We start from the raw sequence: 13,955 nt of genomic DNA, 5'->3' as shown, positions 1-13,955 counted from the left end.
TGAAGAATGGAGAAATGCTACTTTTACCTACCTTCAGACCAAAAGGACGATTAATGCCGGGTAGGCTAGAATCATGACAATCTGCCAGATTCCCGACTTTTTAACGCCCGGACGCACCAAAGTCATGGGGATCATTAACGTCACTCCAGATTCGTTTTCTGACGGCGGCGCCTGGTTTAATCCCGAAAAAGCGATTGCTCACGCCCTCGAGCTGGAAGCCGCAGGTGCCGATATCCTCGATATTGGGGGCGAGTCCACCCGGCCAGGAGCCGAGTCCTTAAGTCCCGCGCAAGAACAACGTCGAGTGCTGCCGGTGATTAGCGGGTACCTGAAGGCATCCCGCAGTCCGGTCCCTATTTCTTTAGATACGGTCAACGCGGAAACTGCTGCCGCTGGTCTAGCTGCCGGAGTGCAGATCATTAACGATATTTCTGGGGGAACCCTAGATGCTGGGATGCTGAAAGTGATGGCAGAAAATGATGCTTACTATATTTGCCAACATATGCGCGGCAACCCGAAGACTATGGATAGTCTGTGCGACTATGGCGGGGACGTGACCGGCGGGGTTTGCCAAGGTCTGAAAGAACGTATCCATGCCTGCGAAAAAGCCGGAGTTAATCTGCAGCGGCTGATTTTAGATCCCGGTTTAGGGTTCGCGAAAAGCGCCGAGCAGTCATGGGAGCTCCTAGGAAATCTAGAGCAGCTGGAGCAGCTGGGGTATCCGTTACTTATCGGAGCCTCCCGAAAACGATTCTTAGAAATGGCGGTTCCTGCAGGTTGGGAAGATAGCCTGCCCGCGGGGGTTAAGGCGGGAGTCGGACGGCGTGAGGACGCCACCACTGCGGTGAGCGCTCTTTGCGCACAGGCCGGAGTTTGGGCAGTTCGGGTACATAATGTTGCGGCTTCAGCTAGTGCGGTTGCCGCCGGGCAACTGTGGAGGGAAGCAGCATGTCGCTAAGTGAAGAAGAAATCAGTGAACGTTTGCAATACCTTGACCACATTAGTTTGGTGGGGATTGAGGAACGCGGACTGCATGGGATGCTCGACCATGAACGTCAAGATGGCCAACTCTTTCTAGTTGACGCCGATATTTACTTAGACCTGCAGGCAGCCGGGGCTAGCGATCAGATCGCAGACACTGTTGACTATTCGCAGATATCGACCTTGATTAGCCGGATTATTACCGGCCCGCCCTGCGACCTGCTAGAAAAAGTGGCTACTCAGATCGCCGAAGAAACTCTTCAATTGGCGAACGTACAGGCAGTACGGATTTGTTTACATAAACCTGAGGCTCCGCTGGGGTTAGAAAAAGAGGACGTGACGGTAACTATTTGGCGAGGCCTAGAGAATCTACTTCCCGAGGAAGAAGCACCTTTGGAAGAAACCGCGCCCCTATCTCTAGCCGAGATTGCGGCGGAGGGGGCAGTGGAATCTGGCGAAACCTCCCCTGAAAAGACAGAAAGTCCTTTGGAACAGGCTCCAGATTCCCCCAGGCAAGTGGTGGTAGCCATGGGAGGAAATCTCGGTGAGGTCTCTGATACCTTCCGAGAAGTAATTGCGCAATTGTCACAAACCAGCGGGATTGGGGTAGTAGAAGTATCTCCGCTGGTACGTACGGCACCGGTGCTTAGTGAAGAACAAGAAGAACAACCAGATTACTTGAATTCGGTAGTAATCCTGTCAACTGTGCTTTCTCCCCTTCAGCTATTGCAGGTATTGCAAAATCTTGAGGACGAGCACGGCCGGGTGCGAAGCGAGCGCTGGGGGGCGCGTACTCTGGATTTGGACATTATTGATTATCAAGGCGTCACCAGTGAGGATGAACGCTTGACGCTGCCACATCCGCGGGCAAGTCAACGCGCTTTTGTGCTTTTACCCTGGTCACTAGTAGCCCCCACAGCTGAACTCTCCGGCGTTGGCGAAGTGGTAGTTTTGGCAGATTATGCCCCGGATCGGGATGGAGTAAAAGAGATCTACCCCGATTGGGTAGACAATAACCATCCGCTAACCGAAGCTGGCACCGGATCTATTCCCCTGCCGCGCTGGTCGGCGATTTCTCGTCCTCAAGTTGCTCCCCGGGTGCTAGATGATGCTCGCGAGCTGCATCCTACCGGAGAAATCTCACAAGTGGATAAGGCTAATTCGCCGCTTCCTGCGGCTGCCGAGGACGCACATTCTCCGCAGGTTCCTCCGCTTCCGGTTCCCCCTGCTAACTCTCCGGCACCCACCCCTCCAGTCTCCTCCTTGCCCCTGCCGCGGCTCGATAATGTTCATCCCCAAGCAGCAGTGGTACTAGACGAGGAACCAGTAGAAATACCTGTGAAACCGGAAACGGTAGCGCCAGAACCTAAGAAAAAGAGCCTTTGGCAACGAATTAAAGCTTTCTTTGTAGGAGAGAAAGCGGATCCCGAGCAGTTTATGCCGGACTTTGAGCAGGCAGACCACCCCATGGATCAGGTAGAAGGATCTGAGCATTCCTGGCAAGCGTTACCTAATACTCCCGTCCCGGCGCCGTCTCCCTTACCCGGACAGACTACTAGCGCTAAAACGGTGATCGCAGCGGAAAACACTACTGCTGAAGACCTGGTTGCTGACTTGGATGCGGGGACTGCCAGTGAAAGTGGGGAAGCCGGGGATAGTCAGCAAGTGGCCTCCGGAGATGAAGCGTCATCCCCCGAGGGGGCGGAGGCCACGTGGAAGGAAGAGCCCGCTGAAAATATTGAGTATGGCAGTGGCCGTCACGCCGGTAGGCTAGTTACCGGTCCGGTTCCGGTTCTAGAAGAATCCCCGCAGCCACTCCCGCTAGATATCGCTACCGATCAAGTTAGCGATGGTGCCGAAGCTCGCGAGGAAGATGAATCTCGGGTGGAACGCAAGTCGATTCTGCGTCCGACTACTACCGGGGCGATCCCGGTGGCTAAACCGGAAACAGACCGCACCGAGCAACCCACTGCAGTTTTCGATCCGCTAACAGACTCCGAGTAAAAGTATGCGGCCACTGCGAAAACTTATCCTGTTAGTCCTGGGGGCAATTGCTCTGTTGGCGGGTTATTTCCTCAGTGATTTGGCGGTGAAGATGGGGGGAACCCCCCTGCAATTCAGTCCGATTCTCACGGTGCTGATCTTTTGCGGGGCGGTGGTACTTGTGATTTTTGGGCAGGCCGTCAAACGTTTGCGTGATGGGAAACCCTCTTGGATACAGTTAGCTAAAGCCCCGCTGGTGGCGTTGGTGGCCCAAGCCTCCGCGGTGTGGTCCGCTTTGTTCTTGGGGTATTTACTGTCCCAGTTGATCCTGGCTTATCAGCTGCGGCACGCGGAAATGGCCGGTTCATTTGCGGGGAACACTATTGCTTTAGCGCTGGTAAATCTGCTGCTATTGGTGGTTGCGCTGTTAGTTGAATCCTGGTGCATCATTGATGACGGTGAGGATGGCTCTGCGGGGGCAAATCCCACTCCCGGTGGCGTTAATCCGGCTTCCGCCTAAAGGCGTGGGGTAACCTGAGGTCATGAGTCCAGACCAACGCCAGCGTTCTTCCGAGCGGGTACGCCCTTCGCAAACAACTTTTTGGGTGCGTCGGCTAGTAGCAGTGCTAATTTTGCTGGTGCTGATCGCCCTAGTGGTGCTGATTGTTAAGTTTGCCTGGTCATGGATGCAGGCTGCCGATGATAGTCAGCAACGCGCCCAAGCTGAGCAGGCAAAGAAAGAAGTTGTCACCCAACCCACTAACTGCAATTTGGCGAATATTAGCTACAAATTGGAGCCGGAAAAGACCGAAAACCAGGTGGGAGAGGGCGTTAACTTCAAAGTAGTTTTACATAACACCAAGGGAAATAAACCCTGCACTATGAATGGGGCTATTGACAAGGTAGGCGTAAAAGTTATTACCGGCCAAGACACGGTATGGGAATCCTGGAAATGCCAGGGGAAGGTCAGTGAACAGCCGCTGCTGCTGGGAACCGGTATGGAATACGACACTACCCTGAACTGGGATGGGAAGACTAGAAACGGCTGCGATAAGGGTGATATGGCGCAGGCCGGCACCTATCAGGCGATTCCGGTGCTAAATGGGAAAGAAATCACCGACGGTAAAGAAGTCTTTACTTTGAAATAGTCTGCTCCTCAGGCACAGCCATAATCTAGGCGCGATCCGCGCCGATATCGTAGACCTAAGCTTCCTCCGCAGGCAGAGCAATCATAACTGCTTCTGCCAGGTTAGTTACCGGATATAGGGTCATTCCTTTGGGGGCAGTAACTTCATCGGCTCCCAAGCGGGGAATCAGAGCGTGGCGGAAACCTAGCCGCGCTGCCTCGGACAGGCGCCTCCCGCACCCTACGGTGGCGCGGATTTCCCCGGTTAGGGATACTTCCCCAATAGCCACCATTTTTTCTAGGGGAGGGCGCGACTGGGCAGCGCTGGTAATTGCTAACGCTACCGCCAGATCAACCGCCGGTTCGCTGGTTTTGGCTCCTCCTACAGTGGAAACATAAACGTCGCAGTTAGATAGGGCTAGGCGTAAGCGGGCTTGTAGTACCGCTAAGGTCATAGCCACCCGGGAATAATCCAGTCCCGAGGTGGTACGCCGCGCAGATCCTCCCGATACCAGCGGAGATACTAAGGCTTGAATCTCAGTAGGCATTGGGCGTCGTCCCTCTAGGGTCACGGTTACGCAAGTACCCGGCACTCGCGAGGAGGTTTGCGAAAGAAACAGCCCGGAAGGATCCTCTAAGCCGATAATTCCTCGCTCTACCAGCTCGAAACAACCAACCTCATCGGTAGCGCCATAGCGGTTCTTAATCGCCCGCAGCAGCCGCAGGCGGGTGTGGCGATCCCCCTCAAACTGGGTAACTACATCTACTAGGTGTTCCAGGACGCGCGGGCCGGCAATCCCGCCCGATTTGGTTACGTGCCCGACTAGTAGAATCGGGATTCCGCGGCTTTTGGCAACCTCGATTAAAGCCGAGCAGACCGCGCGTACCTGGGTGACATTCCCGGCTTGCCCACTGACCTGGGCAGAAGCAATAGTTTGTACTGAATCGGCAATCACCAGCGAAGGGGAGCATTGGTCAATATGTCCCAGGACGTTTTCCAAATCGGTTTCCGCAGCCAGCAACAAGTTATCGGCCAGGGCGCCAATCCGCTCTGCCCGCAGGCGTACTTGGGCGGCCGATTCCTCCCCCGTTACATACAGCACTGACTTGTGTTTCCAGCTAGAGGCAACTTTTCCGGCAACGTCTAACAGCAGAGTGGATTTGCCGACCCCCGGCTCTCCTGCCAGTAAAACCACTGAGCCAGCCACGAGGCCACCGCCGAGCACGCGGTCAAGTTCCCCGATCCCGGTGGGGATAAATCTAGCGTCAGCGATATCAACTTCCCTGATGGGCAGAGCCTTTTGGTGGGGAGTTTTACCCGCGATCTTATTGCGGGAGGGTGCAGGCTCGTCTGGTAGGACGCTTTCCTCAAGCGTTCCCCAAGCTTTACAGTTGCGACATTGCCCCAACCATTTGCTGGATTGCCAGCCACATTCGGAACATTGATAGCTAGTCTTTACCTTGGCCATGCCTTAACTCTAGCGCGGCGAACCTGTGAAACATTCGAGCGGGGTAGGCTGGAAGCAGAAGGCGTGATTATCTACACCTGGGGACAAGAGGAGGACGTAGATGGTGAAACGGGATGCGGGCGCATCGGGAGTGCTAGTTATCGGTTTGGGGCGTTTCGGCTCAGCGGTAGCCGCATCTTTAGAGAGCCTAGAGCGCGAAGTCTTGGCGGTCGAGAAATCCCCGCGGATCGTTACCCAATGGCAGTCGCGTCTGCCCGTGGTACAAGCTGATGCCACCAGTGCCGAAGCCTTAGAGCAGCTGGGAGCCACCGATTTTCAAGCTGCCGTAGTGGGGGTAGGAACCGCCTTAGAGGCCTCGGTACTGATCACTGCGAACTTGGTGGATCTGGGAATCGGGTCGATCTGGGCCAAAGCCACTTCTCTAGAACATGGGTCTATCCTGAAACGAATTGGTGCTCATCACGTGGTATACCCCGAATATGATGCCGGGGTGCGCACCGCACACCTGGTGGGCGGAAAGATGCTGGACTATATCGAGATGGACCGTAAGGGCTTCTCGGTAGTGAAAATGCGTCCGCCCAAGGCCTGCCACGGATTTGCTTTGGCGGAATTGGATACTCGCTCCAAGTATGGGGTCACGGTGATTGGGGTGCTCTCTCCTGGCGAGCCCTTTGAATATGCGGCTCCGCAAACCCGGGTAGATGCAAACGACATTATTATTGTCTCCGGCGATGCTGAACTCTTGGAGCAGTTTGCGCAAATGCCCTAACCTGTTTTTTGTGGTCAGAGCCAATTTAGGGAGTTTTTAGTGATTTCCGAGGGAGCGGTGCGGCTAATCTTGCAGGTATTTTTACCGGGTTCGGTATTCGCAAACCGCCACTAGCTTCTATCCGGCAAACTTTAGGTGCCTGGCCAAACTATCCGATGATGGGACGTTCTTCGGGCATTCTGATAACTCTACGGCGCTCGCGCAGCGCGAGCGCCGCCGCCACGGTCATAGTGCCAGTTCTGCCCGCAAACATTAGCATTACCAGCGAATATTTCCCAATAATCGGCAAATCCGGGGTGATTCCGGTCGATAATCCCACGGTGGCGAAAGCAGAAATAACTTCGAATCCGATAACGTCCATCGAATAGTCAGTTACCGATAGTAAGAAGAAGATAGCGGTCACCACCATGATGGATCCCAAACCGGTTACGGCCACTGACAGGCGCACTACCGAAGGGGGAATGCGGCGATGGAAGGCTTCTACGTCGCGATCCCCGCGCGCCTCCGCCATAATCGCCAAGATCATGACTGCCAGAGTGGAGACTTTGATACCTCCCGCGGTGGAGGCGGAGCCCCCGCCAATAAACATCAGTACGTCCAGCAGGAACCAGGATCCTCTGGTCATTTGTCCCACGTCAATGGTGCTAATCCCGGAGGAACGCGAGTTCACTCCGAACAGAATCGAGGTTTGCAGGGATTCGGAAGTGCTCATGGAGCCGAAAGTTCCCCGGTTATTCCATTCCGAACAGGCGATTACTATCGCGGTAAATAGCCAAACGGCCAGGTAGGTAGTGATAGTTAGTTTTGAATGCAAACTAAGTTTATGGGGGGACCGCCAGTTTTCTTTGAGGTCTAACATGACTGGGAATCCCAGAGCCCCCAGGAAAGTTCCCAGGATTACCGGGGTAATCATCCACCAATCCCCCAGGTGGGCATCTATTCCCTCGGGTAGGTTGATTAGTCCCGCATTATTGAAAATGGAGATGGACTGGAACAGAGCGTGCCAGATCGCCGAGCCAACCGACTCGTTCAAGGTTAAGAAGCGAGGTAGTAGCGCGATGAAAATAATCGATTCGCAAGTCAGCGAGGTGACGATCACCGTGCGGATCAAGGCACCGACTTTGCCCAGGGAAGCAGTTTTCTCGATGGCAGCCAGCATCCTTTGGGTCAGCCCAATATGGCGTGATACCGCTAGTGCCAATATCGATGCCAGAGTCATTACCCCCAGACCGCCAATGAGGATCCCCAACATGATCACGATTTGTCCGAATAAAGACCAATAGGAAGCGGTATTGACCACGGTAAGACCGGTTACACAAACTGCTGAGGTAGAAGTAAAGACTGCGTCGACCAGGGGAGCGGGTTTGCCGGTGGTGGTAGCAATCGGTAATGAAAGCAGTAGCGTCATGACCAGGATGATTGCTGCGAACACCATCACTACCAGGCGAGCTGGGGAGGTGCGGGCAAGATGGTCTATCGATTCTCTGACCTTTGCGCGTTTGGAAACGCGCCGCTGTTTTGCCATTGCACCTCCTTTAAGTAGAAATATTTCCTGCCTTGATACTATCCCGCTGCCTCTACTTTCGGTTAGACCCGGTAGGCAAGATTCTTTCCGCAGCGGCAATACCGAAAAATATGACTTCCAGTAGGGTAAGTCAGTACAAAAATAACTAAAATAACTTTAAAAATTGGCGGAAATCTAGGGTTTTTTAGTGACTTTCCTGTGACAGTTGAGAAAAGTGGGTCTCTTGGGGTATTTTTATACATGAATGCCCGAAACTCTAGAATTTTTCTAGGTCAACGGCTTAAGCTTATAAATATTCCCTAACCGGCATGGATTCGAACTTAGGACGGAACATTATGGCACAGCAGCAAGCTCCGCGCTTCGTAACAGTGGCAGAAGTCGCGGAACTAATGCGCGTGTCTAAGATGACGGTCTATCGTATGATCCACTCCGGTGATATCCCCGCAGTTCGAGTCGGTAAATCTTTTCGGGTACCGGCTGCGGCAATCGACCAGATGATGGGGCAGGGTTTTGGTGACTGGGAACAATCCTCAGGCGTAGCCAATAGTTAACCGCCGCTTAAGTTGTTGTATAGTAGTGCGAGAAAAATACCTTAAGGTAATGTCTGCGCCGCGCGCGCACCAAGAAGCAAAAGGAGAACCTAGTGGGCTCGGTAATCAAAAAGCGCCGCAAGCGCATGTCCAAGAAAAAGCACCGTAAACTGTTGCGTAAGACTCGCCACCAGCGTCGCAACAAGAAGTAGCGGGCAAAATGCAAAATGGATCCAGGAATCACCTGGATCCATTTTTTAATTTTTTCATTCCCCCTCGCTACCTTCTGACATCCAGCAGCCGGTTTTGGTGGGGCAGGTTAAGCGCTGAGCCGCCGGGCTTCCTCGCGACTTTCTCTAATTAGTTCGCGGCGTTCCTCCTGAGTAAGGCCGCCCCACACTCCATAGGGTTCCTGGGCAGCCAGTGCATATTCCCGGCACTCGGCGATTACCGGACATTGAGCGCAGATTGCCTTCGCAGCGTCATCGCGCCGCCGGCGAGTTCCCCCGCGTTCGCCCTCGGGATGAAAAAATTGTTCGGTGTCTAGGTTCCGGCAAGCCCCTTGGTATTGCCACTCCCATAAATCAGCCACCGGTCCCGGAAGTCGCGAGAAGTCGCTCATTCGATGCTCCTTTGTAGCCTGTTAAGTTATGGCTCAGTATGGAGGAGCTAGCTTACCGTTCTCTGAAAAATAGACTATTCTCCGGTGAAAAGAACGTAAATAAAAGATTAATTGGCAGTTCAGCAGGGTAAAGCCAGCGGGTTAGCGCTCAGCGAACAGGTTCAAATTCGGGGCGGAAGGACAATACTCCGGGCGGCGTTATTAGCCAGCACAGCTCCCGGCAGGCATAAAAGCTTGCCCTGTAAGGTAACACGAGTCACATCCTCGGGCAAAAGTGCTGGAATTAGGGTTAATAGGCGAATGAAAGTGGCGGGAGTCCGGCTTTTCGCGCTAACCTTAAAAAGGTGATTATCGAACACCTGGATGCCCTTGAAGGGCTAACTTATGATGACGTTCTGTTACTTCCCGAAACCACCGATGTTATCCCCTCCGAGGTCGATACCTCCAGCCGGCTAACTAAACGGATTACCTTACACACCCCGGTAATATCTGCAGCCATGGATACGGTCACCGAAGCCAATATGGCGATCGCGATTGCGCGTCAAGGGGGAATCGGTATCGTCCATCGCAACTTGCCGATTGCTGAGCAAGCCGCGCAAGTGCGCCAAGTTAAACGCTCTGAATCCGGGATGATCACCGATCCGGTCACTATCGGCCCCGATGCGACCTTACTGGAACTGGATAAAGAATGCGGCCACTACCGGGTGTCTGGCCTGCCGGTCGTGGATGAGGATCGCAAACTCCAAGGAATAATCACCAACCGGGATCTACGGTTCATTCCTGCCAGCAAGTGGGCCACGGTTAAGGTTCGCGACGCCATGACCCCGATGCCGCTTACTACCGGGCGAAAAGGAATGCCCCGCGAGGAAGCCCGAGCACTACTAGCTGAAAAAAAGATTGAAAAACTACCGCTAGTAGATGAAGAGGGTCACTTGACCGGCCTGATCACCGTAAAAGACTTTGTGAAAACTGAACAGTACCCTAACTCCACTAAGGACGAGGAAGGTCGCCTGCGGGTAGGCGCCGCCCTCGGATATTGGGGAGATACCTGGGAGCGCGCGGAAGCCCTCGCGGAAGCGGAAGTTGATGTACTGGTAGTCGATACCGCCAACGGGGGTGCCCAGCTCGCTCTGGAAATGATTAAGAAGCTGAAAGCCTCTCCCACTTTTGCCGATATTGACATTATCGGCGGCAACGTGGCTACTGCCGAAGGTGCACAGGCACTGATTGATGCCGGGGTAGACGCGGTAAAAGTCGGGGTTGGCCCCGGCTCGATTTGCACCACTCGAGTAGTTGCCGGGGTGGGCGTGCCCCAGATTACTGCGATTAACCTGGCTGCCCAGGCCTGCTCGAAAGCGGGGGTGCCATTAATTGCCGATGGAGGTCTGCAATATTCTGGCGATATTGCCAAGGCTATGGTGGCCGGCGCCGATACCGTGATGCTGGGCTCCTTGCTAGCTGGCTGTGAAGAGTCCCCAGGTGAACTGGTGTTTGTGAACGGTAAGCAGTATAAGCACTACCGCGGCATGGGGTCGCTGGGGGCGATGAGTTCGCGCGGGCGCAAATCCTATTCCAAGGATCGCTATTTCCAGGCGGAAGTAACCAGCGATGCCCAAATCGTTCCCGAGGGAATCGAGGGGCAGGTGCCGTTCTCCGGTGCCTTATCGGCGGTGCTTTATCAGCTAATCGGGGGACTGCGGCAATCCATGTTCTATACCGGTTCCTCCGATATCGCTACCTTGAAAGCGCGCGGTCGGTTCGTGAAAATTACCGGCGCTGGCCTGCGGGAATCTCATCCCCACGACGTGCAGATGACCGCAGAAGCCCCCAACTACCATTCGGCAGTTAAATAAACCACGTATTATTTGAACAAGAGGTGCAGCCAGCATCCGGCAAGGCAAGGAGTAAGCGGTGAGCTGGATTGAGGGTCCGTTTATGGGTTTCGACACCGAAACCACCGGAGTAAAACCTGCCAGTGATCGTATTGTTACCGCTGCCTGCGTGGAATGGCGGCATGGGCAAACTCGGGAACAAACCTGGCTAGCTGATCCGGGTATCCCTATCCCGGAACCAGCCCAACAGGTTCACGGAATTTCCACCGATTATGCCCGCGAACACGGGCGCCCGTTAGAACAAGTGGTGACGGAGGTTGCCCAGGTGCTAGAGGCCTGTGGCCAGGCACAGATCCCGGTGGTGATCTATAACGCCTCTTTCGATTTGCCGTTGCTCGATCATCATCTGGAGCGGCTAGGATTGCCCACTATGCGTGAACGGGTGGAGTTTTTACCGATAATCGACCCCCTGGTGCTGGATCGGGCATTGGATCGCTATCGGCGCGGCAAACGCACCTTGGAGGCGCTCGCGGAGTTTTACCAGGTACGCGGGGAAGATAACCTGCATGATGCCCTAGTAGACGTGCGGCAAACTATTGCGGTTTTGCGGGCGCTGTGCGCCGCCTATCCCCAATTAGGTCAGATGGATTTGCGGCAGCTGCAAGACTACCAGCGAGATCAGCATCGCGAATGGGCGCAGCATTTTAACCAGTTCCTGCTGTCCAAAGGGCGCAACCCCGATGTAAACGAGGAGTGGCTAGCGTGAGTGAACAGCCCGGTTACGGTTATCACGGCGAGGGGGAGCCGCCGGTGAATCCGCCCGCTCCTACCCCGGGTCAAGGACGCTATTTTCCTCCCCGCTCTGTCAGTCACCAGCCACCATCACCGGTTCAACCGCCGCTCCCAGCGGGTGGAATTCCCCAGGTTCCTTCCCCAGGGGCTCCGGAGCCACATCGGAACCAACAACCGCCACAGGTGCGCCCGGTAGCTCCCCGTTCAGCCGTGCCTCCGCGTCAAAATATGTGGTCTTCCCGAGAAACTGCGCTGCCGGCTGAAAACTATCAGCCAGCAAATCCCGCTCTGGTTCCGCCGGCTGCCGCCCCTTATCTCGCTTCCACGCAGGAAAGTCCAGGTGTTAACTCGCCGGTAGCGGCAGGGGACTATGATGCGCCCACTTCGGTTTACGGCGCCTTGCCCAGCAACCTGGCGGCACCACAAAGTAACTTCACTTCCGCGCAGCCTAGGGCGCTCGATCCTAGCGGATCAGCCTTAACTATGTCGGAAGAGGTTTCTCCTGCTTCCCTGGCGCCAGCCAGCTTTGAAGAAACAGAGGAAGGATCACCGGAAGTAACCTCCTCACGACGCTCCCCGTGGTGGTTGTTATACGGACTGGTAGTCCTAGTTTTAATTGCTTTAGTGAGTTGGCAGATAGTGCGGCTTAGTACCGGAAAAGTACCTTCCGCGGTTCCCTTGGGGTCGCAAGCACAGGCTACTGAAACCGTGGCCGCTCCCGAGCCAAAACCGGTGTTCACTACCCAAACTGAGCAGGTCAAGAAGGTATTAGCTGCGCAACCGGTGACGCCGGCACAATTGGGAGGGGACAAGAAACGGGTAACTTTCCGTTCCCAATCCGGAATTGTGGTTTGTACGATTTCGGAAAAACTGGAAGAAACCCCGCCTCCGCTGGTGCCCTTAGCGGCAGATAGCTCCGGCGCCCTCGCGAGTGGCAGTGGGGTGGTTTGTGCCACCGCCAGTAACTTTGAGGCAGCCGGTAACGTCGGAAAGTGCCAGCAGGGTGATCTGCGCCTATCCGTGCTGGGGGTGTGGGATAGTTCCTCCGGTATCGGTGCGTGCGTGAACGGTACCACTCCGCTGTATCAAGATGTTAAATCTGGTCAAACCGATAATAGTGGTAAACGCTTTGACCTGCAGTCACTGGGGCCGGGTCAATACACTCAGCTCGGTAAATACGCCTGCACTTTCGGAGGTGCCGACGCTACCTGTTTAAACGTCTCTACTGGTAAAGGCTTCACCTTCACCGATCTGGAAGGATATAAGTTCTTTTAATCCCTAAGCGGGATCCAGTAAACCGAAACGCTTAAAGGCGGCCGCCACCCCGTCCTCTTCAATTGGGGGAGCAATCCAGTCTGCAATCTTGCGGAGCTTTTCCGCTCCACCCGCCAGGCAGACTCCGATGCCCGCCTCCCGTACCATTTCATAGTCGTTGATGGAGTCGCCGATCGCGACTGCCTGAGCCCGGTCTCCTCCAAAATACTTGAGGACTTCACGCACCGCGGTACCTTTATTGACCCCTTTTACCCCCAGTTCCACCACTTCGCCTACGCGCACAGCAACTGATCCGGGGATAACCATATAGCGATCCCCGAATAGCCGGTGGGCTTCTTCGAAGCTAGAGGGTGCTTCGGGGGAGAGATAGAACATGCATTTGCCGGCAGAAGTGGGGATGCCTTTGGCTAGGTAAGGCGTGATCTGTTCGAGGTAGGCCGCCCAATCACCGGTGGCGGCACGGTTAGATTTTCCGGAGAGGCGGAAAAAATCCAGAAAATTTTCGGAGGGGTAAAAATGGTCTTTACCTTGCCAAATCCAGGTGGCGCCGGCGCGGCGGAAATAATCCGTCCACTCGGCGATGCCAGCCTGGTCAATCGAATGATCGGTCAGTACCTGGTCTCCCAATTCTACGTACGCGCCGTTGGCGGTAATCAGGCCGGAAAAGGGCAGGGAAAATAGGGAGGGATAAAGCTCCGGATAGGAGCGTCCAGTGGCGATAAATACTTTGTGCCCGTTCGCAGTGGCGGTGGTGATAGCTTCCTTTACCCTAGGGCTGATCACTTGGTTGTGGTCGATTATGGTTCCGTCTAAATCCAAAAAAGCGAACTTACGCATTGTGGCTCCTTGTAGGGGACACCTGCCAGAGGGGAAGTCTAACAGTTTCCGGGCTTCTTCAACTCTATGGGAAAACGCCAGCTAATGCGCGAGCACTCGGTTCTCTCTAACAAAAGTGCATTTTCTGCTAGATAATTTAGCGGCGCGTTTTTGGTGAGTGTCTAGTGCGGGGAGACAATCAGCAGATAGGGGAATAATTTCGCAGGAAAACATT

Annotated in this window: 14 protein-coding genes; 10 read left to right on the top strand and 4 right to left on the bottom strand. The window is 54.6% G+C overall.

The features are described 5' to 3' along the window. Positions 1-73 precede the first annotated feature (73 nt). From folP to F605_RS0102790, 4 genes are read left to right on the top strand one after another with little or no spacing between them, the layout of a single operon-like run. The gene (folP, locus tag F605_RS0102805) at positions 74-958 is read left to right on the top strand and encodes a dihydropteroate synthase (RefSeq protein ID WP_022864394.1); all 885 of its coding nucleotides are present in this window, start codon (positions 74-76) and stop codon (positions 956-958) included. Further along, on the top strand, positions 949-2,985 hold the full coding sequence (gene folK, locus F605_RS10915) for a 2-amino-4-hydroxy-6-hydroxymethyldihydropteridine diphosphokinase (RefSeq protein WP_022864393.1): 2,037 nt from the start codon (positions 949-951) through the stop codon (positions 2,983-2,985). The genes folP and folK overlap by 10 nt, the downstream gene beginning before the upstream one ends. Before the next feature lie 4 nt (positions 2,986-2,989). Next, positions 2,990-3,484, top strand: coding sequence for a DUF3180 family protein (locus tag F605_RS0102795; RefSeq protein WP_022864392.1), 495 nt, complete (start codon positions 2,990-2,992; stop codon positions 3,482-3,484). Positions 3,485-3,506: 22 nt separating this feature from the next. Beyond that, positions 3,507-4,112 (top strand): hypothetical protein, encoded by a 606-nt coding sequence (locus F605_RS0102790; RefSeq protein WP_022864391.1) that lies wholly within the window; start codon positions 3,507-3,509, stop codon positions 4,110-4,112. Between the two features lie 55 nt (positions 4,113-4,167). Here the strand turns inward: F605_RS0102790 and radA are convergent, their stop codons facing one another. Next, positions 4,168-5,559 (bottom strand): DNA repair protein RadA, encoded by a 1,392-nt coding sequence (radA, locus tag F605_RS0102785; protein ID WP_022864390.1) that lies wholly within the window; start codon positions 5,557-5,559, stop codon positions 4,168-4,170. Positions 5,560-5,659: 100 nt separating this feature from the next. Between radA and F605_RS0102780 the strand changes: the two genes are divergently transcribed. Next, the gene (locus F605_RS0102780; RefSeq protein ID WP_022864389.1) at positions 5,660-6,328 is read left to right on the top strand and encodes a potassium channel family protein; all 669 of its coding nucleotides are present in this window, start codon (positions 5,660-5,662) and stop codon (positions 6,326-6,328) included. A 148-nt stretch (positions 6,329-6,476) separates the two neighbouring features. On the opposite strand, the gene F605_RS09480 is transcribed toward F605_RS0102780, so the two are convergent. Further along, complete coding sequence (locus F605_RS09480; RefSeq protein ID WP_022864388.1) at positions 6,477-7,853, bottom strand: TrkH family potassium uptake protein; 1,377 nt, start codon at positions 7,851-7,853, stop codon at positions 6,477-6,479. A gap of 335 nt (positions 7,854-8,188) precedes the next feature. Between F605_RS09480 and F605_RS0102770 the strand changes: the two genes are divergently transcribed. Further along, on the top strand, positions 8,189-8,404 hold the full coding sequence (locus F605_RS0102770; protein WP_022864387.1) for a helix-turn-helix domain-containing protein: 216 nt from the start codon (positions 8,189-8,191) through the stop codon (positions 8,402-8,404). A gap of 92 nt (positions 8,405-8,496) precedes the next feature. Further along, positions 8,497-8,595: a 30S ribosomal protein bS22 gene (locus F605_RS11265; protein WP_005504750.1), complete on the top strand. Its 99-nt coding sequence runs from the start codon at positions 8,497-8,499 to the stop codon at positions 8,593-8,595. A gap of 107 nt (positions 8,596-8,702) precedes the next feature. On the opposite strand, the gene F605_RS0102760 is transcribed toward F605_RS11265, so the two are convergent. After that, entirely contained in the window at positions 8,703-9,005 is a 303-nt protein-coding gene (locus F605_RS0102760) for a WhiB family transcriptional regulator (protein ID WP_022864386.1), read from the bottom strand. Between the two features lie 344 nt (positions 9,006-9,349). On the opposite strand from F605_RS0102760, the gene guaB reads away from it, so the two are divergent. From guaB to F605_RS0102740, 3 genes are read left to right on the top strand one after another with little or no spacing between them, the layout of a single operon-like run. Beyond that, entirely contained in the window at positions 9,350-10,858 is a 1,509-nt protein-coding gene (gene guaB / locus F605_RS0102755; RefSeq protein ID WP_022864385.1) for an IMP dehydrogenase, read from the top strand. 58 nt (positions 10,859-10,916) lie between these two features. Then, complete coding sequence (locus F605_RS0102750; protein ID WP_022864384.1) at positions 10,917-11,603, top strand: exonuclease domain-containing protein; 687 nt, start codon at positions 10,917-10,919, stop codon at positions 11,601-11,603. Next, positions 11,600-12,904, top strand: a complete 1,305-nt coding sequence (locus F605_RS0102740) for a hypothetical protein (protein ID WP_146001689.1) — start codon at positions 11,600-11,602, stop codon at positions 12,902-12,904. The genes F605_RS0102750 and F605_RS0102740 overlap by 4 nt, the downstream gene beginning before the upstream one ends. 3 nt (positions 12,905-12,907) lie before the next feature. Here the strand turns inward: F605_RS0102740 and F605_RS0102735 are convergent, their stop codons facing one another. Then, positions 12,908-13,741: an HAD family hydrolase gene (locus F605_RS0102735; protein WP_022864381.1), complete on the bottom strand. Its 834-nt coding sequence runs from the start codon at positions 13,739-13,741 to the stop codon at positions 12,908-12,910. Positions 13,742-13,955: the final 214 nt, after the last annotated feature.

The organism is Varibaculum cambriense DSM 15806 (genome assembly GCF_000420065.1).
Classification (GTDB): Bacteria; Actinomycetota; Actinomycetes; order Actinomycetales; family Actinomycetaceae; genus Varibaculum; species Varibaculum cambriense.
The sequence above is the reverse complement of the archived record's forward strand: the minus strand, read 5'-3'. Positions and strand labels throughout refer to the sequence as shown.

Bases quoted from the DNA above. Each gene is read 5' to 3' on its own strand.
- folP (WP_022864394.1), top strand. From the start codon at position 74: ATGACAATCTGCCAGATTCCCGACTTTTTAACGCCCGGACGCACCAAA.
- F605_RS0102790 (WP_022864391.1), top strand. From the start codon at position 3,507: ATGAGTCCAGACCAACGCCAGCGTTCTTCCGAGCGGGTACGCCCTTCG.
- F605_RS0102770 (WP_022864387.1), top strand. From the start codon at position 8,189: ATGGCACAGCAGCAAGCTCCGCGCTTCGTAACAGTGGCAGAAGTCGCG.
- F605_RS0102735 (WP_022864381.1), bottom strand. From the start codon at position 13,741: ATGCGTAAGTTCGCTTTTTTGGATTTAGACGGAACCATAATCGACCAC.
- F605_RS0102795 (WP_022864392.1), top strand. From the start codon at position 2,990: ATGCGGCCACTGCGAAAACTTATCCTGTTAGTCCTGGGGGCAATTGCT.
- folK (WP_022864393.1), top strand. From the start codon at position 949: ATGTCGCTAAGTGAAGAAGAAATCAGTGAACGTTTGCAATACCTTGAC.
- F605_RS0102780 (WP_022864389.1), top strand. From the start codon at position 5,660: ATGGTGAAACGGGATGCGGGCGCATCGGGAGTGCTAGTTATCGGTTTG.
- radA (WP_022864390.1), bottom strand. From the start codon at position 5,559: ATGGCCAAGGTAAAGACTAGCTATCAATGTTCCGAATGTGGCTGGCAA.
- F605_RS0102760 (WP_022864386.1), bottom strand. From the start codon at position 9,005: ATGAGCGACTTCTCGCGACTTCCGGGACCGGTGGCTGATTTATGGGAG.
- F605_RS09480 (WP_022864388.1), bottom strand. From the start codon at position 7,853: ATGGCAAAACAGCGGCGCGTTTCCAAACGCGCAAAGGTCAGAGAATCG.